General features: G+C 65.0%; 22 protein-coding genes and 2 pseudogenes. 10 read left to right on the top strand and 14 right to left on the bottom strand.

Annotated features, from left to right (window positions below):
- Positions 1-7 precede the first annotated feature (7 nt).
- The 3 genes and pseudogenes from M1E17_RS15020 to M1E17_RS15030 form a co-directional block, all read right to left on the bottom strand.
- A pseudogene (locus M1E17_RS15020) lies at positions 8-1,468 on the bottom strand (DUF222 domain-containing protein); the annotation flags it as partial.
- A gap of 40 nt (positions 1,469-1,508) precedes the next feature.
- Positions 1,509-2,816, bottom strand: a complete 1,308-nt coding sequence (locus M1E17_RS15025) for an IS256 family transposase (RefSeq protein WP_457965858.1) — start codon at positions 2,814-2,816, stop codon at positions 1,509-1,511.
- Positions 2,817-2,898: 82 nt separating this feature from the next.
- Entirely contained in the window at positions 2,899-3,477 is a 579-nt protein-coding gene (locus M1E17_RS15030; RefSeq protein ID WP_457962785.1) for a hypothetical protein, read from the bottom strand.
- Positions 3,478-3,828: 351 nt separating this feature from the next.
- Here M1E17_RS15030 and M1E17_RS15035 point away from each other — a divergent pair, with 351 nt between their 5' ends.
- Both M1E17_RS15035 and M1E17_RS15040 read left to right on the top strand, forming a co-directional pair.
- Positions 3,829-4,938 carry an LLM class flavin-dependent oxidoreductase gene (locus tag M1E17_RS15035; RefSeq protein ID WP_457962786.1) on the top strand — a complete coding sequence of 370 codons (1,110 nt, stop codon included), beginning with the start codon at positions 3,829-3,831 and terminating at the stop codon, positions 4,936-4,938.
- On the top strand, positions 4,938-5,420 hold the full coding sequence (locus tag M1E17_RS15040) for a MarR family winged helix-turn-helix transcriptional regulator (protein ID WP_457967774.1): 483 nt from the start codon (positions 4,938-4,940) through the stop codon (positions 5,418-5,420). Before M1E17_RS15035 ends, M1E17_RS15040 begins: the two co-directional genes overlap by 1 nt.
- 108 nt (positions 5,421-5,528) lie before the next feature.
- Here the strand turns inward: M1E17_RS15040 and M1E17_RS15045 are convergent, their stop codons facing one another.
- Together M1E17_RS15045 and M1E17_RS15050 are read right to left on the bottom strand one after the other, a co-directional pair.
- The gene (locus M1E17_RS15045; RefSeq protein WP_457962787.1) at positions 5,529-6,335 is read right to left on the bottom strand and encodes a transglutaminase-like domain-containing protein; all 807 of its coding nucleotides are present in this window, start codon (positions 6,333-6,335) and stop codon (positions 5,529-5,531) included.
- Positions 6,336-6,409: 74 nt separating this feature from the next.
- On the bottom strand, positions 6,410-7,243 hold the full coding sequence (locus M1E17_RS15050; protein WP_457962788.1) for a hypothetical protein: 834 nt from the start codon (positions 7,241-7,243) through the stop codon (positions 6,410-6,412).
- 158 nt (positions 7,244-7,401) lie between these two features.
- Here M1E17_RS15050 and M1E17_RS15055 point away from each other — a divergent pair, with 158 nt between their 5' ends.
- From M1E17_RS15055 to M1E17_RS15065, 3 genes are read left to right on the top strand one after another with little or no spacing between them, the layout of a single operon-like run.
- Positions 7,402-8,061: a DUF1684 domain-containing protein gene (locus M1E17_RS15055; protein ID WP_457962789.1), complete on the top strand. Its 660-nt coding sequence runs from the start codon at positions 7,402-7,404 to the stop codon at positions 8,059-8,061.
- A gap of 2 nt (positions 8,062-8,063) precedes the next feature.
- Positions 8,064-8,915, top strand: coding sequence for a fumarylacetoacetate hydrolase family protein (locus M1E17_RS15060; protein WP_457962790.1), 852 nt, complete (start codon positions 8,064-8,066; stop codon positions 8,913-8,915).
- A 17-nt stretch (positions 8,916-8,932) separates the two neighbouring features.
- Entirely contained in the window at positions 8,933-9,436 is a 504-nt protein-coding gene (locus M1E17_RS15065; RefSeq protein ID WP_457962791.1) for a GtrA family protein, read from the top strand.
- Between the two features lie 86 nt (positions 9,437-9,522).
- Here M1E17_RS15065 and M1E17_RS15070 read toward each other — a convergent pair whose 3' ends face one another.
- From M1E17_RS15070 to M1E17_RS15090, 5 genes are read right to left on the bottom strand one after another with little or no spacing between them, the layout of a single operon-like run.
- A complete protein-coding gene (locus M1E17_RS15070; protein WP_457962792.1) occupies positions 9,523-10,680 on the bottom strand; it encodes a cysteine desulfurase family protein in 1,158 nt (385 codons plus the stop codon).
- Between the two features lie 7 nt (positions 10,681-10,687).
- On the bottom strand, positions 10,688-11,575 hold the full coding sequence (gene nadC / locus M1E17_RS15075) for a carboxylating nicotinate-nucleotide diphosphorylase (protein WP_457962793.1): 888 nt from the start codon (positions 11,573-11,575) through the stop codon (positions 10,688-10,690).
- A complete protein-coding gene (gene nadB / locus M1E17_RS15080) occupies positions 11,568-13,337 on the bottom strand; it encodes an L-aspartate oxidase (RefSeq protein WP_457962794.1) in 1,770 nt (589 codons plus the stop codon). Before nadB ends, nadC begins: the two co-directional genes overlap by 8 nt.
- A complete protein-coding gene (gene nadA / locus M1E17_RS15085; protein ID WP_457962795.1) occupies positions 13,334-14,647 on the bottom strand; it encodes a quinolinate synthase NadA in 1,314 nt (437 codons plus the stop codon). The genes nadB and nadA overlap by 4 nt, the downstream gene beginning before the upstream one ends.
- Positions 14,644-15,354 carry an NUDIX hydrolase gene (locus M1E17_RS15090; protein ID WP_457962796.1) on the bottom strand — a complete coding sequence of 237 codons (711 nt, stop codon included), beginning with the start codon at positions 15,352-15,354 and terminating at the stop codon, positions 14,644-14,646. Before M1E17_RS15090 ends, nadA begins: the two co-directional genes overlap by 4 nt.
- A gap of 269 nt (positions 15,355-15,623) precedes the next feature.
- Here M1E17_RS15090 and M1E17_RS15095 point away from each other — a divergent pair, with 269 nt between their 5' ends.
- The 4 genes and pseudogenes from M1E17_RS15095 to M1E17_RS15110 all read left to right on the top strand — a co-directional run bounded on the left by M1E17_RS15095 (position 15,624) and on the right by M1E17_RS15110 (position 18,986).
- Entirely contained in the window at positions 15,624-17,003 is a 1,380-nt protein-coding gene (locus M1E17_RS15095) for an amino acid permease (RefSeq protein ID WP_457962797.1), read from the top strand.
- A gap of 73 nt (positions 17,004-17,076) precedes the next feature.
- Positions 17,077-17,310 (top strand): annotated as a pseudogene (locus tag M1E17_RS15100) (biotin/lipoyl-containing protein); the annotation flags it as partial.
- A 4-nt stretch (positions 17,311-17,314) separates the two neighbouring features.
- Positions 17,315-18,142: an alpha/beta fold hydrolase gene (locus tag M1E17_RS15105; RefSeq protein ID WP_457962798.1), complete on the top strand. Its 828-nt coding sequence runs from the start codon at positions 17,315-17,317 to the stop codon at positions 18,140-18,142.
- A 196-nt stretch (positions 18,143-18,338) separates the two neighbouring features.
- Complete coding sequence (locus tag M1E17_RS15110; RefSeq protein ID WP_457962799.1) at positions 18,339-18,986, top strand: phosphoribosyltransferase; 648 nt, start codon at positions 18,339-18,341, stop codon at positions 18,984-18,986.
- Positions 18,987-19,120: 134 nt separating this feature from the next.
- On the opposite strand, the gene M1E17_RS15115 is transcribed toward M1E17_RS15110, so the two are convergent.
- From M1E17_RS15115 to M1E17_RS15125, 3 genes are all read right to left on the bottom strand, one after another.
- Positions 19,121-20,452, bottom strand: coding sequence for an MFS transporter (locus M1E17_RS15115; RefSeq protein ID WP_457962800.1), 1,332 nt, complete (start codon positions 20,450-20,452; stop codon positions 19,121-19,123).
- Positions 20,453-20,648: 196 nt separating this feature from the next.
- Positions 20,649-22,103, bottom strand: coding sequence for a 4-hydroxyphenylacetate 3-monooxygenase, oxygenase component (gene hpaB / locus M1E17_RS15120; RefSeq protein ID WP_457962801.1), 1,455 nt, complete (start codon positions 22,101-22,103; stop codon positions 20,649-20,651).
- 54 nt (positions 22,104-22,157) lie between these two features.
- Positions 22,158-22,694 (bottom strand): flavin reductase family protein, encoded by a 537-nt coding sequence (locus M1E17_RS15125; protein WP_457962802.1) that lies wholly within the window; start codon positions 22,692-22,694, stop codon positions 22,158-22,160.
- A 180-nt stretch (positions 22,695-22,874) separates the two neighbouring features.
- Here M1E17_RS15125 and M1E17_RS15130 point away from each other — a divergent pair, with 180 nt between their 5' ends.
- Positions 22,875-23,609 carry an IclR family transcriptional regulator gene (locus tag M1E17_RS15130; RefSeq protein WP_457962803.1) on the top strand — a complete coding sequence of 245 codons (735 nt, stop codon included), beginning with the start codon at positions 22,875-22,877 and terminating at the stop codon, positions 23,607-23,609.
- A 58-nt stretch (positions 23,610-23,667) separates the two neighbouring features.
- On the opposite strand, the gene M1E17_RS15135 is transcribed toward M1E17_RS15130, so the two are convergent.
- The gene (locus M1E17_RS15135) at positions 23,668-25,053 is read right to left on the bottom strand and encodes an MFS transporter (protein WP_457962804.1); all 1,386 of its coding nucleotides are present in this window, start codon (positions 25,051-25,053) and stop codon (positions 23,668-23,670) included.
- Between the last annotated feature and the right edge of the window lie 8 nt (positions 25,054-25,061).

Consider the following 25,061-nt stretch of genomic DNA (forward strand, 5'->3'; position numbering starts at 1 on the left):
AGGGTCTTCATCCGGCAAAACCGAAACCTGTCAGGCACCTGGCGTCCGCGGCCACGAACGAGTACCACTCCGGGAACGGATCCATAGGCAGGTGGGCGTCGTCCACGTCACTGTCTGGCCCACAACCTTCAAACAGGTCAGCATTCCTCGAGTCAGCGTGCGGCGGATGAGTATCTGGTGGACGAGTATCCGGCAGATGAGTATCGGGCGGATCGGTGCCGGGCGGATCGGTGCCGGGCGGATCAGTGCCCGGCGGATCAGTGTCGGGCGGATCAGTGTCGGGCAGGGATGGGCCAGCCGGCTTAAAGAAGGCCGGGCCGGCGCCAACGAGATCGAGGAATGAACCAACTCCGTCGATCAGGTCCAGGTCAGCCTGCGTATCCGTGATTTCCTCCGGCCAGCGGGGTGGTTCCCAGTCGGGTTGTTCGCTGGGGTAGCTTCGTCCTGTTGGTGAGGTCCAGCCGGGTGGTTTGTTTTTGGTGGCGCCGGTTGGGGTCCAGGGTGTGGTGTGTCTGAGTCGGTGGTGTTTGGGGCAGGGCTGTCCCAGGTTGGCTATGCCGGTGGTGCCGCCGCGGGCCCAGGCGAGGATGTGGTCTGCTTCGTTGTCCAGGGAGTGGTTGTTGCAGCCGGGGAAGGGGCATTTGCCGTCCCGGAGCCGCAGCCATTGGCGCATCGCTTTGGTGATGCGGTAGCTGGTCCGGCCGATTTCCAGAGGTGCGCCGTCGCGGGGGTCTGTCAGGACCCGCATGAACGAGGTGGCGCCGTCGCTGACGAGGCGGCGGGCCATGGACGGCGGGATGGGCCCGTACCCGTCCAGGGTGGCTGGTTCGTCGGTGGCGCCCAGGAGGGCCATGACCGGCACGGTGATGAGGACCTGCGCCGTTGGCGACGGCACAGCACCGGCGATGCCGGTCTCGAGCCTGGTGCCGTTGCCCGTTCCGGTGCCGCCGATGCTGCTATTAGTGCTGGTGGCGCCCATCGTGCGGTCGCCAGTATCGCCGGCAATTCGTCTGCGATCGGTTCCTCCACCAGCCATAGGCGCGGTGAGGCTGCCGCTGGTGTTGTTGGTGAGCAGCCAGGTGGCGGTCAGGTCGGCGCGGAGTTGGGTGAGGGTCCTGCTTTCGTGCGGGCCCTGCAGGGCGCGGGCGGCGGTGGTGGTCCGGTCCCAGATCCCGGAGGCTTGGTCGGCCGGGAGGTACGCGGCGAGCCAGGCCATGCCGTCGCGGTCCGGCTGGTACTCCAGCCGCCGGTCCTGGACGCCCTTGGCGTGGCGTTTCTCGATGGAGACGGGGTGGTGGCGTTCGCGCCAGGTGCGGGCCTTGGCGCGGAACCGGGACGGCACGAGTTCCCCGGCCGCGACTCCGCGGGCAGGGGCGGGTGCCTCGGGGTCCAGGAAATGTGCCTCCAGCGCGGCCGCGTCTGCGGGTTTCAGATTGTTGGTTTCGTCAACCATAATCCGGGCGTGCTGCCGGAGCCTGTCAAGTTATTTGTGTAAGTCGGGTGCAGTCTCATCGGTTTAGGTAAGGTCCGAGTCTGTCGGGATAGTTCAGGAGGAGGACGCCAAGGGCTTCGCTCCATCCAGGTGTGAAGGTTCCCTCGATGAGTTTGTTCACCGTCTTGGCACGGTTTTCCCGGGCTCTGCCTTCAAGCTTGGTCCGGGCACTGGTGCGTTTGTCCTCGATGTTGCAGATCGCCAGCCAGAGTAGCTTCACGGCCGCCTGGTCGTTGGGGAAATGCCCGCGGTTCTTGATGATCTTGCGCAGCTGGTAATTCAGCGACTCGATCGCGTTCGTGGTGTAAATAATCCGTCTGACCGGCGGTGGGAACGCCAGGAAGGGGATGAATCTCTCCCAACCGTTGCGCCAGGTTCGTACAGTTGCGGGATACTTCCGTCCCAGATCGGAGGCCTCGAATGCATCGAGTGCCTCCTGCGCGGCGTCGGCCGTCGGGGCGGTGTAAACCGGCCTCAGAGCGGACGCGACCTTCTTCCGGTCCTGGTAGCCGATGAAGCGCATCGAGGCACGGATCAGGTGCACGACACAGGTCTGGACGGTCGCGGCCGGCCAGGTCGCGGCGATCGCCTCAGGGAAGCCGGTGAGCCCGTCGCAACAGACGATCAGAACGTCCTTCACGCCGCGGTTGGCGAGCTCGGCGCAGACCCCTGCCCAGAACTTCGCACCCTCGGTAGCTTCGACCCAGATCCCCAGAACGTGCTTGATCCCGTCCATGTCCACGCCCACGGCAATGTGCGCGGCACGGTTCTGCACTTGGTGCCCGTCACGGACCTTGATGATGATCGCATCCAGATACAGGATCGGATACAGCGGCTCCAGTGGGCGTTTCTGCCACTCCATCACCTCGTCCAGGACCTCATCGGTGATCTTGGAAATCGTCTCGTGGGACAGCTCCGTGCCCAGCGTGGATTCCAGATGGTGGGCGATGTCCCGGACCGTCATCCCGCCGGCGTAAAGGCTGATAATCATGTCATCCAGGCCACCTGTCCGGCGCGCACCCTTCGGGACCAGATGCGGGGTGAATGACCCAGCACGGTCACGAGGCACGGCCAGATCCACGTCCCCCGCGGAGGTCCCGAGCGTCTTCGGATAAGACCCATTGCGGGCGTTAGGCAGGAAACGCCCGATCGGATCGCCCTTGTCATAGCCCAGATGCCCCGACAGCTCGGCCTGGAGCCCGCGTTCCAGCGAGGCCTTGATCAGCTGCTGGATGAAACCGTCCTTGCCGTCGAGTTCCAGCTGTCCGGAATCGATCTGGTTCATCAGCTCATCGAACGCGCCCGAAGCCTTCAACGCCTCCATGCTGCCGGCCGCCGCAGCCCTGCGGGCCAACTCCTCCGGGGACACCTCACGGGGTCTAGTCATAGCCACAATGATTCTCCAATCACCCAGCGACTACAGCCCTCCTACACAAACAATCTGACACCCCCTGCTGCCAGGAAATGCTGCCTTCCTGCAGCGCAGACAAGGTCTGCGGCAGGCCTCTGGTCAGGGCCTGGGATTCAGAGATCAGCGCACCCGCGGTGCGTTCGCTGACTGTCAGGGCGCACGCGACCTCCGCGATCACCGACATTTCCTGCGCCGTGGCGTCCTGCGCGGTCACCGCCGGGGCGGCGACGGCCTCTGCCAGCTCGGCGATTCCGGCGGCCAGATGTACCTTCAGCGCCGCATGTTTTGCCTCAGCGCGGCCAACCTCGGCCAGCGCATTCAGGTAAGCGTCCAGCCGTCGGCGCAACGGATCAGAATCCTGCATCGGATCGGCGTCCAGCACCGAAACAGGATCGGCGTCCACCTCACCAGCGGCGCCAGGGCCAGCCGTGCTGTCATCCAAATGGGGCCGGATGATTCGGCCAAAGGCAGCCGTGGAGGCTTCAACAGCAGCCAGGGCACCCGCGATCCCACCACCGGTGGCAGCCTCCAAGCCCGCCCCGCTCCCCGCCGTCCAAGCCCCCGTGCTGTCCATAAGAAAAGCATCCCAGCAGGTTCTGACAAAAACGCTGCCCCAAACTGAAGCGTCCCAAACTGAAGGCGCCCAAACTGAAGCGTCCTTAACTGACCGGTCCCAGGCGCACGGGTCGCTATGCATTGCGGGGGGACGGACCTTCCCAGGGACCAAGCGAACTGAACGGTGTAGCGGATAGCCGCGCCGTCGTCGTCGTGCACCAGATGGCCCGCCGAGCCCCGCTAGGGCTAAGGCACGCCGCCGGGGAATAACTCCAGCAGCCCTGCGTTACAGAAGACGATAGATGCAAATGCATCTAGTTTCGGGTACAGTTGGAACAAGCCCGGAGAAGCCAGCAACGGAAGGCACATCATGCAGATCGGCGTATTCAGCGTCAGCGACATCACCACTGACCCCACCACAGGCCGCACCCCCAGTGAGAATGAGCGCATCAAAGCCTCGGTGGCCATCGCCAAGAAGGTCGAAGAAATCGGCATGGATGTCTACGCCATCGGCGAGCACCACAACCGCCCCTTCTTCTCCTCCTCCCCCACCACGACGCTCGCCTACATCGCGGCGCAGACCGAGCGGATCATCCTGTCCACGGCCACCACGCTCATCACCACCAACGACCCCGTCAAAATCGCCGAAGACTTCGCGATGCTCCAGCACCTCGCGGACGGACGCGTGGACCTCGTCCTGGGCCGCGGCAACACCGCGCCGGTCTACCCCTGGTTTGGCAAGAACATCCAGGACGGCGTGGAACTGGCCATCGAGAACTACAGCCTGCTGCGCCGGCTCTGGGACGAAGACACCGTGAACTGGTCGGGGAAGTTCCGCACGCCGCTCCAGAACTTCACGTCCACGCCGCGGCCTCTCGACGGCGTCGCCCCCTTTGTCTGGCACGGTTCGATCCGCACACCTCAGATCGCGGAAGTGGCTGCTTACTACGGTGACGGGTTCTTCGCGAACAACATCTTCTGGCCCAAGGAGCACTACCAGCAGCTGATCGGCCTTTACCGTGAACGCTACGAACACTACGGACACGGCAAGGCAGACCAGGCAATTGTGGGCCTTGGTGGCCAGTTCTTCATGCGGAAGAACTCGCAGGATGCCGTGAAGGAGTTCCGTCCCTACTTCGACAACGCTCCTGTTTACGGCCACGGCCCATCGCTGGAGGATTTTACGTCACAGACACCGCTTACGGTGGGCAGCCCGCAGGAAGTCATCGAAAAGACCCTGACATTCCGGGAGTACTTCGGCGACTACCAGCGCCAGCTGTTCCTGATCGACCACGCGGGCCTGCCCTTGAAGACAGTCCTTGAGCAACTCGACCTGTTCGGCGAGGAAGTCCTCCCGGTGCTCCGCAAGGAATACGCAGCGCTGAAGCCGGCGCACGTTCCGGATCCGCCCACCCACGCGGGCCGGGTTGCCACCCTGATGGCTGCCCAGAGCGCCGAACCGGCACCGTCGGAGGCGTGATGAGCCCCGGAGGATCTGAATCCCCTGTGCGCCTGGCCGCAGAAACATGGGAGTCCCTGTTCCGGGCGCAGGTAGCGGTGATGCGGAAGCTTCAGTCGGGTCCGGCTTTTCGAAAGCTGGCGCTCAATGAGTACGACGTCCTCTTCACGCTCTCCAGATGTCCTTCCGGCTGGCTCCGGCTCAACGAACTAAACGACCATGTCCTGCTGAGCCAGTCGAGCCTCAGCCGGCTGGTGGAGAGGCTGGAGAAGCGCGGGCTTGTGGCGCGGACACCTGCTCCCGACGACGGCCGCGGCGTGCTGCTGAAGCTGACCGAGGCGGGGGTGGAGTTGCAGAAGGAGATAGGCCGCGAGCACGTCCGCGACATCGCCGGCCTGATGGGGCCCGCCCTGACCCCTGCCGAGCAGAAGGAACTGAAGCGCCTCACCGAGAAGCTCAGGAATTCAGTGGGTGCGCGGCCGGCAAAACAGCCGGTGAAGTAGCCCGCAGGACAGCGGAGCCTTGTCAGCCAGCGGAGCCTGTCTGCCAGCACAACCTGTCAGCCCACACAGCCGTCAGGCCAGCGGAGCCTTGTCAGCCTGGGCAGCCTGTCAGGCCAGCACAACCAGCCTGGCAGGGTCTTCCACCGGCAGGTTTCCGTTGACCACAGCGGTGATACGCATCTGGTTCAGGGTCAGGCTGCCGCCGATGGTGGACAGGAATGCGGTGTCGGAGGAATCCCTTCCCGCCGTGATCCTCAGCATTGACTCCCTGGGGGCCAGGCCAGTGGGGTCAATGATGTGCCAGGCTCCATTCACGTGCGCTTCAGCCACGGCATGGAAATCCATGGGGCTCAGTCCCGGGGCGTACACGGCCGCGAGCCGGGCCGGGATGTCCTTCGAGCGGAGCAACGCAATGGCCAGGTGGGCGAAGTCCCGGCACACCCCGCGGCGGTTCAGGAGCGTCTCCACCGCCCCGTCCGTCCCCCTGGAGGAGCCGCTGATGTACCTCAGCTCGCCATAAACCCAGTTCCTGACACCGTGCAGCAGTTCCTCACCGTGCAGGCCGCCAAATTCCGCATAGGCCGTAGGCAGGAGCTTGTCCGATTCCGCATACCGGCTGGGCCGGACGTAGCGGATAAGGTCCGCCAGTGAGGCTTCCTCCGGGAGGGCCTGTCCTGTCACCGTTGCTGAATAGTCAACGGTTACTTCAGAGGGGTCGGCGAACTCCATGTAGTGCATGCGGCCCCCATGGTGGTCCGGAACCTCCGTCACCGGCACCTCCTCGCCGGCCACCGTGACGGCCAGGGATTCCTGAAAGGACGAGTAGCCGGGGTTTTTGGCCACGGCAACGGCCAGGGCAGCCTTTGTGTCGGCCGCTGTCTTGAATACCAGGCGTGCTGCAACAGTGCGTTCCATGAGTCTCCGGAGTATTGGGGTGGCGGCAGGATGGCCGCCGCTCCTGCCGGGCCGTGGTACAGCCGGGAGCAGGATTAGTTCTTGATCTCCAGAGACATTAGCATCCGTTGGACATTGGCAAATTCAGGGCTCTCCTTGGCATATTTTGCCGCCTGCCCTAGAGTGTCAAACGCCTTGGCGGGAGCCACCTTTTCGTCCGGGGCAAAAGCCTTGAGCGTTCCCAGGTCACCGAAGGAATAGTCGCCCTTCCCGGCTGGTCCACGGACAACGTTCCGCAGCTCGCAGGCCTGCCCGTCGGCTCCGCCCACGATGTTGGTGATGCCGTACGAGCCGAAGTACCGGTAGCCCTGGATGACACGGAACACCACATGCGGAGCAATGGTGCCTTCCCCGGCCAGTGCCGGGAGGTCCACCGGAAGGCTGCTGATCACGGTGTACGGCCTGCGCGCCGCTTCCGGGCAATCGGGCGCCGACGGCGGGAGCCCGGTCTTCAGGACGGCGACCACTGTGCCGTCCTGCTTTTTCACCTCAATCTTCAGCGCTCCGGCCTGGGTTCCTTCCTCAGGAGCAACCGACTGGGCGATCCATTCCTCCGGCAGCTCGAAGCTGACCGTCTTACCTGGATCCGAGAAGGACTTCCACGCGGACGCCGTCGCCGGGGCTGCTGCATCGGGGGACGCTGCGTCCGGGGATGCTGAACCTACTGCCGAAGAACCTGAACCAGGCACCGGTTCTGTGGCCGCAGGGCTGGCTGTGCCGGCGTCGGAAGAACCGGCGGTGGAGGAAGCGTCCGGCTGAGCCGTCCAGGAGGGCGCCGATTGGCCTTGCCCGCCGCAGCCGGCAAGGATGCCCCCTGCCAGCAGTACTGCCGCGATCCGCAGCCCGACCATCGTTGCCTTGCCTGTCATGGAGCCAGCCTAGCCGCCGTCGACGGTGCTGATGTGGACAGGCGTCAGCGTTTCGCCCGCGGCACGGGCACCTGTACCGGGGGCGGCTGTTAAGGCGCGGCTCGCTGTGTGTCGCGGTCCGGCGGGCTGCGGTGGCCGGACGGACTAGGCTTGGGGTTATGGCGGATCAGCAGTACGGCACGGCCGAAGGCAGCCTGGCGGACATCTCCGCCATCGATAGTGCAGACTGGCGGCTGCGGACCTTTGCCCTCTATGACACGGTACGGAAAATAGCCGTGGAAAACCCCGCCGAGGCGCACAGCTACTGGCGGCAGGAACGCGACCGCATGTTTGCGACCCACCCGGCATCAGCCTTGACTGAGCGGGACAAGGCACGCTTCTCCGGCCTGAAGACCGCCGACTACGATCCCATTTACCGCTTCCATGTGCCCCTGACCAAAGAGGGTGCGGGGCGGGAGCTGACAGTGGAAACCACCGAGGGAACAGCCAGTTTTGTCCGCCTGGGCACATTTGATCTTCCGGAGATGGGCCAGCTCGCAGTCTGGAAGCTGCACGGCTATGGCGGTGGCATCTTTGTCCCCTTCCGGGACGCCACGTCAGGCCAGCCCCGCGGCAGTTACGGCGAAGGTCGGTACCTCCTGGATACCAGCAAGGGTGCGTTTCTTGGCGTCCGCGGCTCGGGTTCGGGGGCCGAATTCATCCTGGACTTCAATTTCGCCTACAACCCGTCCTCCGCCTACAACGATGCCTGGACCTGCCCGCTCCCGGGGCCTTCCAACAGGCTTGCCGTGGACATCCCGGTGGGCGAGCTGTCCTGAAGATGCCACTGACCACTGCCCCGCGCCGTCTGGCCCGGGTCCGTCCGCTCCCGGAAGCATCAGCCGGCGAACAGTTCTTTGTCACCAACGGCGAGACTGATTTCGCCAGCCCCGCAGGCACGGTCTGGACGGTGGCGGTCACCCCCTTTCCGGGTTCACCGGCCAACGCCGGCAGTGCCCCGCGTCCAGGGTGGGAACCTGGCGACGACGTGACCGAGGCGTCTTTTACCTTTCTGGCACCCTGCCTTCCGGCCAATGTCCTGGGCATGGCGCACAACACGGGCCAGGCCGGGCGCGACGTGCCGCCCCAGGCCTTTCACAAGGCCGCCACGAGCGTCATTGGCCCCGGCGAGGCCATTGAGCTGCCTGCCGGGTCCGGCCACGTGGACCCCGAGGCGGAACTGGCCATCGTTGTGGGCACAAAGGCCAAAGGCCTGACTCCCGCGAATGCGCGCAGCGCGGTCCTGGGGTTTACCATCGCCAACGATGTGACCTCCCGTGACCGGCAGAAAACGGATGAGCTGTGGATCAGCGCGAAGAGCCAGGACACTTTCACACCGGCCGGGCCATGGATTGTCACCGGCCTGGACGATTCAGACCTTGCCATCAGCATTGTCCATAACGGCACGCACCTGAAAGCGGCAAGCACAGCTGACCTGGGCTGGAAAGTGGATGAAATCCTGGTCTACCTGACATCGTTTATGACGCTCCATCCCGGCGACCTCGTCCTCACCGGCTTCCCGGCGGAGAGCGCCCCGATAGCTCCCGGTGACACCGTGACGTGCCGCGTGGAAGGAATAGGCCAACTCTCAAACCCGGTTAAGGCAGGTTCCGGGGAGGGTTTCAGCGCCTGATGTGTCAGGCTTGAGCCATGGATTCCCCTGCTGCGCCCGCCCAACTGACGCAGCAGCCCGGCAGCCAACCCGCAGCCCGGCGGGCACCAGCCACGAGGCACTACCGCGGAATGCTGCGGTTTCCCGTGCTCCGACAGCTCATCCGCTTCACCGGCGTGGGCATCATCTGCACGGCCACGTCCCTGGGTTTGTACGCGATACTGCGTCCCTGGCTGGGTCCCCAGCTGGCCAACGCTGCCGCCCTTGTCCTGACGTCCATGATGAACACGGCCTTGAACCGGAGATTCACCTTCAAGATCGAGGGGCAGGGCCGGATGGCACGCGACCACCTGAGCGGCCTGCTGGTGATTGCCGTTGCCCTGGTCATCACCGGGGGAAGCCTGGGCGTCCTGCACTGGCTGCGCCCGGAAGCCACAGTGTCCGATGAACTCCTGATCACCACGCTGTCAGGTTTCCTGGCCACAGCAGTCCGCTTCACCATGTTGCGGCACTGGATCTTTCGCCGGGCCCGCCACCGCTAACACCCAACTGGGTCGCATTTAACGTCGTCATTCGCTGTTTTGGCGACGTTAAATGCGACCTGGTTGGGCGGGGAAGGCGCGTCTTGTCAGGCCAAGCCAAGGGAACGGACGCTTGCGACGGCGTCCCGGATGCCCTGCGCTGCAGTCTCCAGGTCCAGGGCGGTCACCGACGAGTCAAAACTGAACCGTACCGCTGTCTGTGCCACCTCGGCCTCAATGCCCAGAGCCGTCAGCACAGGCGACGGCGCATCGGAACCGGCGGCGCAGGCCGAGCCGCTTGAACACACAACACCCCGCCGCTCCAGCTCCAACAGAACCGACTCACCACTGGTACCGGGGAAGCAAAAGGAGGCCACGGAGGGAAGGCGCTCTGTTGCGTGGCCCGTCAGGACAGCCTCCGGAACGCCGGCCAGCACGGAAGCGATGAAGGCGTCGCGGAGGGCCGCCACCCGCCCCGCTGCCTGCAGCTGCTGGGCCTGCGCCATGGTGAGGGCAGTGGCAAGCCCCACAGCGCCCGCGACGTTTTCGGTCCCCGAGCGGCGCCCGCGTTCCTGGCCGCCGCCGTGGACCAGTGGCTCAATCCGCGTGCGGCCCCGGACGTAGAGCACACCGCACCCCTTGGGCGCACCGAGTTTGTGGCCGGAGATGCTCAGGGCATCCACACCGAGCGCCTTGACGTCAACTGACAGCCACCCGGCGGCCTGAACCGCGTCAGTGTGGAACGGGATGCCGTGTGAACGCACCAGCGCAGCGAGCTCGGTGATGGGCTGGACAGTCCCCACTTCGTTGTTGGCGTACATCACGCTGACCAGGGCAGTTTCCGGCCGGAGCACCGACTCGAGCGCTTCGGGGCTCACCAGCCCTGTCTCGTCAACGGGAACCACGTCCACGGCGAAACCGTGGAACCGCTCCAGGTACCGTGCCGATTCCTCCACGGCAGGATGTTCGACGGCGCTGATCACCACCCGATTCAGCACCCGATCTGCGGCCTGCCGGGCCAGGGCGATTCCTTTGACGGCCAAGTTGTCCGCCTCGGTGCCGCCGGACGTGAACGTCACCTCGCCGGACCTGCAGCCGAGCACACCGGCAACGGCTGCCCGGGCCTCCGAGAGCGCGGCCGCGGCCGTTTCCCCCAGAGAATGATGGCTGGACGGGTTGCCGAACTCACCGGTGAGATACGGCCACATCGCATCCAGTACCTCGCGCCGCACGGGGGTGGTGGCGGCCGCGTCAAGGAAGATCATGGCCTGCTTACCCCACCGTCAGTTCCACATCGAGGCCCAGGTCCAGGGCGGCCACGCTGTGGGTGAGGGCACCGACGGAGATGACGTCAACACCTGCATCTGCGATCCCGGCCACCGTCTGGAGGTTGACGTTGCCGCTGGCCTCCACCGTTGCGCGGCCGTCTACAAGCGCCACTCCTGCCTTGAGCTCATCCAGGGTGAAGTTGTCCAGCATGATGGTGTCCACCCCAGCCGCCAGGACCGGTTCGATCTGGTCCATCCGGTCCACTTCAACTTCGAAGTGCGTGGTGTGGCCGAGCCGGGCCTTTGCCGCCGCCAGCAGCCCGGTGAGCCTGCCCGGGTCCCCGCCGGTCATCACGGCAAGGTGGTTGTCCTTGGCAAGCACGGCGTCGGAGAGGCTGTACCGGTGGTTGGCCCCGCCGCCGCAGCGGACAGCGAACCGTTCCAGGATCCGCAGGCCCGGGGTGGTCTTTCGCGTGTCTGTGATCCTGGCGTCGGTGCCTTCGGCCAGCTTGACGTACTCGGCTGTTTTCGTGGCGATGGCAGACATCCGCTGCACCAGGTTCAGTGCCACGCGTTCGGCAAGCAGCACAGAGCGTGCGTTGCCGCTGACCCGTGCAAGGGGGGTACCGGCGTCGAACGTTTCACCGTCGGTGAGCAGCAGTTCCACCTCGGTCTCCGGATCGACCAGCAGCATGGCATCCCGGAACACGGTGGCGCCGCTGAGCACGCCGGGGACGCGGGCGTTCAGCACAGCCGTGGCCCGGGCTTCTGCCGGAATCAGCAGCTGTGAGGTGATATCCCCTGCGGGGGCATCCTCCGCGAAAGCCCGCTCCAGGATCTCCCGCACCGGTGCCGCCGGGAGGGCCAGGTCAAACAGGGAGGCGTTAGTCATGGACAAGGCTCGCTTTCGGGCGCATCTGGTAGGTCTCTTCAAGTTCATGGATGGCGGCGCCCTCAATGCTGTCGCTCCGGTAGTGCGCCCCCAAGGACGCCCGCCGTTCCCCGGCAGCGCGCACCAGCAGCTGCGCGGCGAGCAGGAGGCTGGCATCCTCATGCACCCGCGGATCCGCGGACAAAGGAACCATTTCAGGACGCATGACGGCGGCCCACCCCGCCAATGTCTCCGCCGCCTCCCGCAAAAGCACCCCATTCCGCAGCACCCCGGCGTTGGCAGTCATCAGCCTGCGCAAAGCAGACCGGGAGAACGGCTGTCCTGGAACCGGAGCGAACGAGAACCTGGTCTCCCCCGATGGCATCTCCGCGGAGACACCTAGGCCACACTTCCGTTCGTCGTTCGAGGCTGTTCCGGAAGCGAGCGTCAAGGGGAGGCCGCCAGCGGCCGAGACAGCGAGCGGAGGAACAGCGTCGAGCGACGCGCCAACCAGTGAGTCAGCCAGGAACCCTTCAACGGCGCGGCGGCCAAAGACGAGACCTTCGAGGAGCGAGTTGCTTGCAAGCCGATTGGCGCCCTGAACTCCCGTGCAGGCAACCTCGCCGGCGGCCAGGAGCCCGGGCACACTGGTCCGGCCGTGCAGGTCGGTGGTGACGCCGCCCATCCAGTAGTGCGCGGCAGGTGCCACCGGAACAAGCTCGCGGGTCCAGTCGAGGCCGGCTTCGCGGGTCTTTCGGCTGAGGGTTGGGAACCGCCGTTCGAGAAACCCGGGGCCCTTGGCGGCCTCAACGAGGCGGGCGTCAAGGTACACATGGCCGTTGGGGTCGCCCAGTTTTGCCAGGTGGAGGGCAATGCTGCGGGACACCACATCCCGGGGTGCCAGTTCGGCATCAGGATGATAGTCCGGCATGAACCTGAGGCCGCGTGTGTCCAGCAGGACGGCACCTTCACCACGGACCGCTTCAGAGATGAGCAACGGGTCCTGGTCCACTTCCGGATCCGTTGTGGCCCCTGTGCGCACGAGGCAGGTGGGGTGGAACTGGAAGAACTCCAGATCGGACACGGCAGCCCCGGCCCGCCAGGCAAGGGACAGTCCATCGGCCGTGGCAACGGCAGGGTTGGTGGTCTGGGCGAAGAGCTGGCCGGCACCGCCGGTGGCCAGCAGCACGGCGTCGCCCGTCACGCTCAGGCTCCGGCCACCCTGGCTGAACTCAACTCCTGAAACCCTGCCATTGGCCTGGTGCAGGGCTGTGGCGTGGGCTCGGCCGTACAGCTGGATCTTCGCGTCGGCCCGGCGTGACAGCACGGCTCGGATGAGGGCATTCGCAACCCCGGCTCCCGTGGCGTCCCCGCCGGCGTGCAGGATCCGCGGCGCGGAGTGGGCAGCCTCAAGACCCAGGGCGGGGCCGCCGTCGTGGGCCAGGTCGAAACGCACGCCGAAACGGCCCAGCCCTGCAATGTCCTCCCGCGCTTCCGAGCAAAGGACGCGCACCGCCTCCGTATTGCAGTGGCCGGCACCCGCATTGAGCGTGTCGGCGATGTGGGCCGCCACGGTGTCGCCCGGCGCCGGGTCGGCAAGCACTGCCGAGATGCCGCCCTGGGCGTAGTAGGTATTGCTTTCAGCGAGCTCGCCCTTGGTGAGCAGCACAACCTCCACGCCCGCATCTGCGGCCAGGAGGGCGGCGTAGAGCCCGGCGATGCCGCTTCCGACGACGATGAGCCGCTGGGGCTCCGAAGTCCCGTGCACGGAGGCCCTGGTCATGATGGCCTGGCGGCCAGCATGCGCTCGAGCGCGGTCCTGGCGTTCGACTGGACTGCGTCTGCCACGGTGATGCGGTTGACGATGCGGCCTTCCACGAGTTCCTCAAGGACCCAGGCGAGGTATCCGGGGTGGATCCGGTACATCGTGGAGCAGGGGCAGATGACCGGGTCCAGGCAGAAGATGGTGTGCTGCGGGTATTCCGCGGCCAGCCGGTTCACCATGTTGACCTCGGTGCCGATCGCGAACGTCGTGGGCTCGGTGGCGGCAGCGATTGCCTTTTTGATGAAGTCAGTGGATCCTGCTGAATCGGCTGCGTCCACCACCTCCATGGGGCATTCCGGGTGGACGATGACCTGGACGCCGCGAAAGTCCGCCCGCGCCTTCTCGATCTGGGCCACGTTGAAGCGCTTGTGGACGGAGCAGAAACCGTGCCACAGGATCACCCGGGAATCCAGGAGCGCCTGCTCGTCATTGCCGCCCAGTTCCTTGCGCGGGTTCCACATGGGCATCTGCTCCAGCGGCACGCCCATGGCCTTGGCGGTGTTGCGGCCCAGGTGCTGGTCCGGGAAGAAGAGAACGCGCTGCCCGCGCTCGAAGGCCCATTCAAGGACAGTTTTGGCGTTCGACGACGTGCAGACGATTCCCCCGTGTTCACCGCAGAAGGCCTTCAGCGCGGCGGAGGAATTCATGTAGGTGACCGGGATGACCGGGACCCGGCCGTCGGCGTCGGGCTCGGTCCCGAAGATCTCTTCGAGCTGCTCCCAGCACTCTTCCACGGAGTCCGTGTCCGCCATGTCCGCCATGGAGCAGCCGGCCGCCAGGTTGGGCAGGATGACTGCCTGCTCCGGCGTGGAGAGGATGTCCGCCGTCTCGGCCATGAAGTGCACACCGCAGAAGATGATGGCTTCGGCGTCGGGTTTGGTCAGGGCAGCATTGGCCAGCTGGAACGAATCCCCCACGAAGTCCGCGTACTGGATTACTTCGTCACGCTGGTAGAAATGCCCCAGGATCACGGCCCGGTCACCCAGGGCGGCCTTGGCCGCGCGGATCCGGCTGTCCAGTTCAGCGTCGCTGGCCAGCTTGTACTGTTCGGGAAGCTGGCCCTGGCGGGGGGTGGCAGCCGGGGCAACATCGGCACTGGATGCGCCGGGGCCGTAGGCGGGAATACCCGCCAGCGCCTCGGCCAGGTCATAGTCCCAGGGACCCTTGGCAAGTGCGGGGCTGCACGTACTCTTGCCGGCCGCGCCGCTGGCGGCCTTTTCGGCCTGTTCCCGCGTGATGAGCTGGATTGCTGTGTTGACGCTGCTCATGGAGTACTCCTGTTGTCTGGGTCAAGGCCGGGGCGGCCGGTGAAGCGGTAGAGGCGTGGCGGGCGGTGTTTGCCGCCCTGGAGGTATTCACCGGTGTCTTCGATCTCCGGTGTGGACTTGAGCTGCCGGCGGAAGTTGGCCGGATCCAGTTGACGGTCCAGCACCGCCTCGTAGACTTCGCGGACCTGCGCCAGGGTGAAGTACTCCCCCAGCAGGTGGTAGGCGACGGAGCCGTAGGCAAGCTTGTTGCGCAGGCGCCACAGGGCGTATTCGACAATGGCGTTGTGATCAAAGGCAAGGTCGCCGGGCCGGTCTGCGCGGAACCATTTGACGTTCTCGGATTCGTCCGCGAGCGCCGCTTCCGTGGGCTGCACGAGCGCCCAGTAGACGATCGAGACGACGCGCTGGGTGGGCGAGCGGTGCAGGCCGCCAAAAGCGTAGAGCTGCTCAAGGTAGGTGGGGGCCAGGCCGGTGGTCTCCTGCAGGTTCCTTGAGGCCGCGTCCTGCAGGGACTCCGAGTGCGACAACGGTCCGCCTGGGAGTGCCCAGAGCCCTTTGAAGGGCTCCCGGATCCTCCGGACCAGCGGGATCCAGAGCGTGGGCCGGCCCGAGGCTTCGCTGGGCCGAAGGGCGAAGATGACAGTGGAGATGGCGAGCGAAGGGGGCGCCGCCTGCCGCTCTGCGACGTTGGCTGAACTGGCGTACATGGTTGCTCACCCACCTTCCGAGCGCCTTCAGTTAGTTATGGTCATGATGACCAGAACTAATTCTACGGCCAGCCTCCCCTGAATCAAAATGTTGCGGATTCTCCTCGTACCGCATCAGCCGGCACAGCAACTTGTGAGGGCCCTGGCGCTTTGATAAAACAAACTGCCGCCATCGTTGCATGCCGGCAGCAGCGTGCATCCGGCCGAGGCTGTACATTCGAGTGGTCCCACGAGGACACCACCACCTACACCCCAAGAAGGTTCAAGGCATGACGATGAAGTCCACCCAGGTGCTTCCGCAGATCCAGCTGGGCCATAGCATGAAACCGCGCCAGCTGACCATGATGGGCCTGGGCAGTGCGATCGGCGCCGGACTGTTCCTTGGGTCCGGCGCCGGAGTCCAGGCAGCCGGCCCGGCAGTTCTCGTCTCCTACCTGGTGGCGGGCACCCTCATCATCCTGGTGATGTGGGCACTCGGCGAAATGGCCGCCGCCAACCCCACCAGCGGCGCTTTCTCGGTGTATGCCGAGCGGGCACTGGGAAAAACAGCAGGCGCAACCGTGGGCTGGCTGTGGTGGCTCCAGCTGGTGGTGGTGATCGCGGCCGAAGCCCTGGGCGCGGCCGGCCTGCTGTTCTCGGTCTGGCCGGTCGTACCCGTCTGGGCACTTGCCCTGATCTTTATGGTGGTGTTCACGGCCATCAACCTTGCCGGGGTACGCAACTTCGGCGAGTTCGAGTTTTGGTTCGCCATCCTCAAGGTTGCCGCCATCGTTCTCTTCCTCGCCGTCGGGCTTGCCCTTCTGCTCGGCCTCCTGCCAGACGTGGCATCGCCGGGGCTGGGGAACATCACCTCCGACTTCGCCCCGGCGGGACTGGGCGGCATCGCCACTGCACTCTTTGTGGTGATCTTTGCCTTCGGGGGAACAGAGATCGTTTCCGTGGCGGCCGCCGAAACCGAGGATCCTGAGCACAGCGTGGGCAAGGCGATCCGCACCGTGGTGTGGCGCATCCTGGTGTTCTACATCGGCTCCGTCTTTGTGATAGCAGCGGTCCTCCCGGCCACATCCGAAAGCCTTGCCTCCCCGTTTGCGGGGGTGCTCAACACCGCCCGCATACCCGGCGCCGGCACGGCGATCACCCTGGTGGCCGTCGTCGCACTCCTCTCGGCACTGAACGCAAACCTGTACGGTGCCTCACGGATGGTGTATTCGCTCTCCCAGCGTGGCGAAGCGCCCGCATTCCTGTCCCGGCTCAGCGGCGCCAGTGTGCCAATGCTGGCGGTAGGCATATCAGTGGCCTTCGGCTTTGTCGCCACCGTCCTGGAACTGATGTTCCCGGAGCGGATCCTGCCTGCCCTCTTCCAGCTGGTTGGCTCCACCTGCCTGGTGGTCTGGGGCACGGCGCTGGTTTCACAGCTGATTCTTCGGCGGCGCGCGGACAGCAGTGGCACTCCCCTCCCGCTGCGGATGAAGGGATTTCCGCGGCTCACGATTTTTGGCCTGGTGCTCCTGGGCCTCATCTTTGCAGTGGGCTTCAGTGCCGAAAGCAGCCGCGGCCAGCTGTTCAGCACGTTTGCCCTGGTTGCCGCGCTGGCAGCGGCGTGCTGGCTGGGAGCGCGCGTCACGTCCCGGGCCCGGCAGCCCAAGTAGGTGGCGCTATCTGTCGTAATAGGCCCTCATAACGACAGTTGGCGCGACTCACTTGGGTGGGATGCGGACGTGGAGCCAGCCCCTTGTGGAGGGGGAAACCAGCAAATCCGCTGTTGAACTGCCCGGTCCACAGGCAGGTAAAGTGGTGCGTACCTTCGGTGGGCCCGGTGACAGGATCAATGTTGGCGACGCCCTGATTGTGTTCGAGGTGCCGGGCGATACCGCCGGAATCGTGGGCACTGTGCCGAAGGACGAGGCACCGAAGCGCCGGGTCCGCCTGAGCGCCGTACTTGATGATGAGGACTGACACCATGAGCGGCAGGCATACCGGGGCAATGCATTCCCACACAGTGGAAGGAACGGATCCGCAGCTTTACGTCGGGGTGCATGATCCGGAGCAGGACGCCGGGCTCAGGCCTGTACTGCTGCTGCATGGCTTCTCCTCGTCCAGCAAACTCAATTGGGAAGACACCGGCTGGCTGGCGGCCCTCCTTGAAGCCGGCAGGCGCGTCATCACCGTGGATCTGCCGGGCCACGGCCGCAGCGGCGCGCCGGAGGACCGGGATTCCTACTCCCCCAGCCGGATCCGGGCGGATCTTCTCCAGATAGCGTTCGACGCCGGTGTGCGGCCTTTGCAGGAAGGTGACCCTTCCAGCGGGCTGGATATCATTGGCTACTCCCTTGGTTCTCGGCTCGCCTGGGAGTTCGGGGCCACCCAGCCGGAGATTGTCCACCGGCTGGTTCTGGGCGGGCCCAATATCGCGGATCCCCTGGCCGCCTTCGACCTTGTGGCTGCGCAGCGTTACCTTGCAGATGGCACACCCATCGAGGACGAGTCCACGGCAGGCCTGCTGAAGATGGCCATGCTGTTGCCGAGCAACAATATCTTTGCGCTGCTTTCACTCGTCGAGGCGATCAAGGCCGAGCCGTATGATCCTGCCGAAGCCGTGCCGCACATGCCCATGCTCCTGGTGGCCGGGGACCAGGATGAGCGCGCCACCACCATGCCGCAGCTCGCTGAGCTGGGGATCAAGGCGGGATCAATGGCCGAGCAGCTGGTGCTGCCGGGCCGCACCCACACCAACGCCATCACCAGCAGGGCTTTCAAGCAGGGTGCCATAGACTTCCTCGGCGTTTAGCCGGCTCGCCTGCCGGCCGGTCTTGATAGGCCCACCCCGTGGCGCCGTGCTTTCGTGGCGCCGTGCTTTCGTGGCGCCTCGCCGTCGGTAAAGTCCTGGCGCCTTTTCCCAATCGCCCTGCATGTTCCGGCGAACGTCCGGACGGTAGGCTGGAAAGTAGTCTGGACAAGGGGGCGGAAGAGCCGGAGAGGGACCAATGACCATGCGTTTTGAAGACCGCACAGATGCCGGCGAGCGCCTGGCGGCGGTGCTGACGCAGTTCAGGGAGCGTCCCGACGCAATCGTCCTGGGACTTGCGCGCGGCGGCATCCCTGTGGCGGCGGCGGCGGCCAAAGCCCTCTACCTGCCCCTGGGTGCCGTGCTGGTCCGCAAGCTCGGCATACCGGGTCATGACGAAACAGCCTACGGAGCCCTTTCCTGGTCCCGGGGCCGCATTGTCCGGCTCGTCAACAAACCACTCGTGGAACGCATCCTGGAGCACGGCGTCCGGCAGGAGTGGCTTGATGAAGTAGAGGGGCGGCAGCGGGCCGAGTTGGTCCGCCGCGCCGAAACCTATCCCGGAACGGATCAGGACCTCACTGGCAAGACTGTCCTGCTGGTTGATGACGGCCTGGCGACCGGCGCCACCATGCGGGCCGCCGTCGAAGCCGTCCGCGCGGCAGGTGCCTCCCACGTAGTGGCCGCCGCGCCGGTGGGTTCATTGGAGGCGGAGGCCTCCGTGTCGCGTGTGTGCGATGCCGTCCTGTGCCTGCACCTGCCGGGAAAGTTCCGCGCTGTGGGAAGCTTCTACCGGCATTTCGAGCAACTCACAGATGAGGACACCATCAGCCTGCTGAAGCAGTAGCAGCGCCAGGAATTGGTCGCCGCAACGACGGCGGGCCCGGACTGGATAAGTCCGGACCCGCCGTCGTAATGAATGGGCCCACGCCGTCAGGGTTCCCTGGCCGAAACGAAGCGAGGTTAGGGGGACGGTGGGGACTAGTGGTGGCTTACCCCCAGCGGCCGGCCCTTGGTTTCCTTGGCCAGCAGGACGCCAACTGCCGAGATCACGCACAGGATCATGATGTAGATGCCAATGGACCCGGTCCACCTGGTTGCCTGCAGCAGTGTTTCGGCGATGGTTGCGGCGAAGGCGCCGCCCAGGATGGCGCCAAAGGCGTATCCGATGGAGATGCCCGAGTAGCGGACATTAGCCGGGAACATCTCGGCGTACATCGCGGACATCGGACCGTAGGACAGGCCCAGGCCGATCGTGAGGACAAAGAGGGCCAGGCCGTAGAGCCAAATGTCCTTGGTGTCGATCAGAGCGAACATCGGAATCATCCAGGCGAAGATGATCGCGTAGCCTGTCAGGAAGGTCTTGACCCGCCCAATTCGGTCCGAGAGCCAGCCACCGGCAAGTGTGAAGATCAGCCAGCCGAAGGATGCCAGGGTGGTGGCCAGGAGCACTTGGGGCGTGGGCATCTGCAGGGTCCTGGTGGCATAGGCGATGAAGAAGGCGATCAGCAGGTACCCCGCCGCGTTGTTCGCGATGAAGATCATGGTGGAGTACAGAACCGGCTTCTTGTGGCTGCGGATCAGCTCGCCCAGCGGCGCCTTGCTTTCCTTCTTCCGTGCAGCCATTTCCTGGAAGACCGGGCTTTCGGCCACGGCGCGGCGGATGAGGTAACCGACAATGATCAGCACAATGGACAGCAGGAACGGCACGCGCCAGCCCCAGGCGGCGAAGTCCTCCCTGGACATGTTGCTGTTGAGGAAGAACAGCAGGCCGGTGGCGAGGATCATGCCGATCGGTACGCCGATTTGCGGGTAGGCGCCGAAGAGGCCGCGCTTGTTCAGTGGCGCGTGTTCTACCGCCATCAGCGCCGCTCCGCCCCATTCGCCTCCAGCGGAGAAGCCCTGGACAATCCGCAGGAGGATCAGGAGGATGGGCGCCCAGGCGCCGATCTGCGCGTAGGTGGGCAGCATGCCGATCAGAGCGGTTGCGGCCCCCATCATCACCAGGGTGAAGACAAGCATTGCCTTGCGTCCCAGCCGGTCGCCGAGGTGGCCGGCAACCACTGCGCCCAGCGGGCGGAACAGGAAGCTGATGCCGATCAGCGCAAAGGAGAGGATCCGCGCCAGGCCGGGGTTGGACTCGTTCAGCGGCGCCAGGAAAAGGGGTGACAGCAGCGTTGCGGTCAGCTGGGCGAAGATGAAGAAGTCGTACCACTCGATGGTGGTGCCGACGAGGGTGCCGGCCAGGACCTTGCGTTCCTCCTGCCGGGTGCTGGGACCGGCAAGGGTGTCCACCTTGGATGGTGTGGTCATTGAAACTCCATTGTTTATCGGCGGCAGTGCTGCCGGGACGCCTTCAGGATTACCGACAGAACGGTCAGTTAGTTAGTAGGGTACTACGGAAATGTGAGGGACAACACGCCTGACGGGTTTTTGTCCTGGAATGGCCTTCTCGCTGGACGGCTTTTCTCCCATGTGGGCTTTTCCAGCGGCCGCCGGTACCGGGCCCTCATTCAGTGCGGGCCAGGAACTCTCGGACCCTGGCGCGGGCAGGATCCCGGTCATAGGAGTTCACCAGCGCTCCGGCCATGCGGACTGGGTCACCAAAGAAGAAGTACTCGTAGAGCCCCTGCCGGCCCGAGAACGATGAGATGCAGGCGTCGAATGCCAGTTTGAACAGCCGGATACGTTCCGGGCCGGTGAGTGTTTTGGCCTGCAGGTACATTTCGATGTCCGGAAGGGCTTCGCTGGCCACATCCGCCTCACCGGGAAGGGCCATCAGCCCGGAGGCGCAGAACTTTCGGATGATCTGCGGGAACCGCTGGGCCACCTTGGGGTACCAGTTGCGGGCAGCGTTGAGCGTGGCCCACCTGGGCAGCATCACGCCGTCGTCGTTCACTGCTGCTTCAGCTTCGGACGCCGTCATCAGCGCCTTGCCGATCTCAACGGTTTGGATCAGCTCGGCAAGGTCCTCCTGGATGTGCTGGAAACCGTCAATGCCGATCGAATCAGCAATTTCGGAGGCCAGGCCCAGATAAAACTCACTCTTGGCGATGGTCCGGGTGACCACCTGGTGCGTCATCAGGGCCCCCGCGCCGGTTTCGGAGTAAAACCCGTTACAGAGTTCGGGGTGGCCGAGCATAAAGATCCGCTCGCTGGGGATAAAGACGTTGTCAAAAACCACCACGGCGTCCATTTCCTCGAACCGGCTGGCCAGCGGTTCATCGTGCGTGCTTCCGCCGTGATGGAGCGATGCCCTGCAGAGGTAGCGCACGCCGTCGGCATCATTGGGAACTGCAAAGGCGTACGAGTAGGGGGCGTCCTCCGGTGTGGCCCGCAGAAGCGTGGACGGGAACACCAGCAGTTCATCGGCGATCGGGCCTATGGTTGCCAGCATCCTGGCGCCCTTGACCACAATGCCGTCGTCGTGCTCCTCCACCACCCGAGCGGAAAGCTGGCCGCCCATTTGTTCCGATCCGGAGACGGACCGGTTGGCCTGCGGCGGAATGAGGGTATGGGTGGCCAGCAAGTCATTCTCGCGGCACTGTTCGTAGTACGCGCGGATGTTTTCGCCAAACATCGGATCCGCCTGCGCGAACCATTTTTCAGCTCCGGCCAGGGCGGTGAGTGCGCTGTTCATGTAGTCCCCGGTGCGGCCCAGGAAGCCGTTGGAGTATTCCGCCCAGGTCCGGATGGCCGCCCTGCGGTGGGCTAGGTCCTCCCTGGTCCGCGGAATCAGGAAGGAGGCACTGACCTGATCCCCTGTGCTGGGCGATTCATAGGTCAGGGCCGGTGCATATTCGGGCTCGTGCTGCATATCAAAGAGCCGCGCATAGGTGCGCGCCACGTTGGCGAAGGCAGGGTGCTCCGCGATGTTTTCGGTGACCACCTCGCCCCCGATCACTACGTGGGGCTTCATGGAATTGAGCTTGTCCAGGTATTGCTGGCCGGTGCGGATGCCCATCGTGTTCTCTCCAGTCGTCGTTGAGCTGATGTGATGGCTTGATGGAAGTGGCAGTCAGAGGAGCTCCTCGATCCCAAGCTGGCTCTCAGGAATGGTGGTGAACCCGCTGTTGGCGAAGGCCAGGGCATCGCCCCTGCGGTAGTTGAAGTCGGACACCTCCCCCACGTAGAGCGTGTGGTCGCCGCCGTCGTATGCGGCCCAAGGTGTGCATTCGAAGTAAGCCAGGACCCCGGCGAGCCGCGGCGCGGTTCCGCCTTCCACCCACACGGGCTCCGCTCCTGGCCAGCCAGCGAAGTGCATGGCAAGCTGGCGTTGTTCGGCGCCCAGGATGTTCACGGCAAACGGCCGGCCTGCAAGTTCATCATGGGCCTTGGCGCTTCGCGCGATGCCCACCAGCACCAGGGGCGGTTCCATGGAAACTGAGGTGAAGGAATTGACCGTTATGCCGTGGCGTTTGGTGGCACCATCGAAAGTCACAATGGCTACACCGGTGGCGAACCGGCCCAGGCTGCCCCGGAAGTGATGGAACCGCGGCGCTGAGGCACGGCCTGCGACGGGACGCTCCGGCTGGCTCCGCGGCTTGGACATCATCGTTGATCCTCAGGTGCGATCACATTGAGTTCTGGACTGCCATGGCGGGTAGTTCTATATTTACTTCTATAGCTTAGTTCCATATCCGAACTACCAGTTCCTATATAGGACGGTACTCGGATATATCAGGCAACACAAGACCCGCCGGATTCCCCCAGCCCAGCCGCCTAGGATGGATTCATGAACCCCACAGCCGCCGCTTCTGCCGGGACAGCGCCCCCGCCGGCCTCGCCCTCGCAGACCCTTTCCCGGGGTATTCGCGCCCTTGAAATCCTGGCTGCTGCCCAGAACCCGTTGACCATTGCGGAGCTGGCAGATGCCATGGGGGTGCATCGTTCGGTGGCCTACCGGATTCTGCGCACCCTGGAGGACCACTCACTGCTGGTGCGCGACGACGCCGGACGGGTGCAGCCCGGCCCGGGACTTGCCGTGTTGGCGAGGGGTGTTTCCCGGAACCTTCAGGCTGCGGCGTTGCCTGAACTCACCCACCTGGCCAACACCCTTGACATGACAGCCTTCGTCACGGTTTGGGACCATCACGAATGCATCACCCTGGTGACGGTTGAACCACGGCATTCAGGGGCAACGGTGGCCCAGCACCCAGGCACGCGGCACCCCATCAATGCAGGGGCCCCCGGCATCGCCATCCAGTCTGCGCTGACCGAAACGGAATGGAATCAGCTCTCAACGGGCATTCCCTACAGGCCCGAGGCCGCGGAAGCCCGGCTGGCTGGGTATTCGACGAGCCACGATGAAGTCATTGCCGGCGTGTCATCGCTGGCGGCCCCTGTCCGGGTTCCGGGCGGCCGGCCGGCTGCGCTCGCCGTCGTCTACATCCGCTCCGCCCATGATCCCGCCACACTAGGCAAGGCACTCGCCGAAAGCGCGGCCAGGATCGAACGCCAGCTGGCATAGCCGCCGCCGGCCATTTCACGCGCCCTTCAGCCCTTCCGCGCCGTTCAATGCCGCGCTGTCAGCCGCTGCTTCTGGCATCCCTGCGTCGGAGTACGACGGCGGTGGCCAGGCCGAGGAGCAACAGCGCCATTGCGGCGCCCACAGTCACCAGAAAAGCAGCAGCATATCCGTGCACCTGCGCGAGCTGGCCGGCCAGCGACGATCCCAGGGCAGTACCGGCAACGATTCCGCTGGCAAGGGCGGTCATCACGGTTCCAAGGCGCCCCACCGGGGCCACCAGTCCACCGATGGAAAAGACCGTGACCATCAGCGGTCCGACTGGAAGCCCCAGGATGAGCAGGACCGCCACCATGCCGCCTGCGGATGCCGGCACCAGCAGCAGGAAGGACAGCGCTGTCATCAGCGCAGCAGACACGAGCCAGCGCACGGAGACTGCAAACCCGCGCGGCCAGTAGGCCACCGACAAGGCCGTTGCCGCTGAACTCAGCCCCATCACTGCATACAGCAGCCCGGCCGCCTCAGAACTGGCGAAGCTGGCCCCGAACGCGCTGAGTGCTGTCTGGGTGGATCCGAAGAAGGTCCCCATGCAGACCATGGCCAGAACGGGCAAGGCAGCAACTGCCGGGAACGTAGTGCCTGCGGCTGAAACTGCACTGCCACGTGGAACGGCCCTGTTTCCTGAATCTGTACTGCTAGGTGGAACCGCCCTGTTTCCTGAAACTTCACTGCCACGTGCAACCGCCCTGCTCCCTGGAACCGCATTGTGCGTCCTGTGGACAGCGAAGGCCGGGACCAGGGTAATGGTCAGGGCAGCGGCGACGGCCAGCGGGAGCCACGGCGCCACCAGGCTGGCAAGGATTCCCACCAGCGCCGGCCCCAAAACGAAAGTGAGCTCGTCTGCCGTGCTCTCGTAGGACAGTGCCGTATCCAGATCAGCGGTGTTCCCCGCCCGGGCGCCGCCGGAGGTGAGTGCCATCCACCGCACGCGGGCCAATGGACCCACCTGCGGACAGCTTGCACCTGCAAGGAAGGCCGCAGCAAACACTCCCAGGGGAAAAGACCCGGCTGCACCCAGGGCGGAGGCCACCGCAATGAGCGCCGTAACAGCGAGCGCGTTAAGTACTGCGGCGGCCAGGAGGACGGGGCGCTGGCCTCGCCGGTCCGCGAGCGCCCCGAGCAACGGTGCACCCAGTGCTGAGCCGATTCCGACAGCACCAGCAACGATGCCGCCCAGTGCGTAGGAGCCGGAGACAGAGGTGGTGAGGGTGAGGGCACCCACAGTGAGCATGGCCAGAGGCAGCCGGGCAAACAAACCGAGTGGTATGAAGCTGCGGCCGGCGAGGAGCGGCAGCCTGGCAAACCGATTGCTTCGGCGGGCCGTGGGGACGTGAGTCTCCGCGACGGCCGTGGAGGAGGTCTGGGAAGGGAGGGTTGAAGAGTTCAAAATTCCGG

This window comes from Arthrobacter sp. D1-29 (assembly GCF_054130585.1).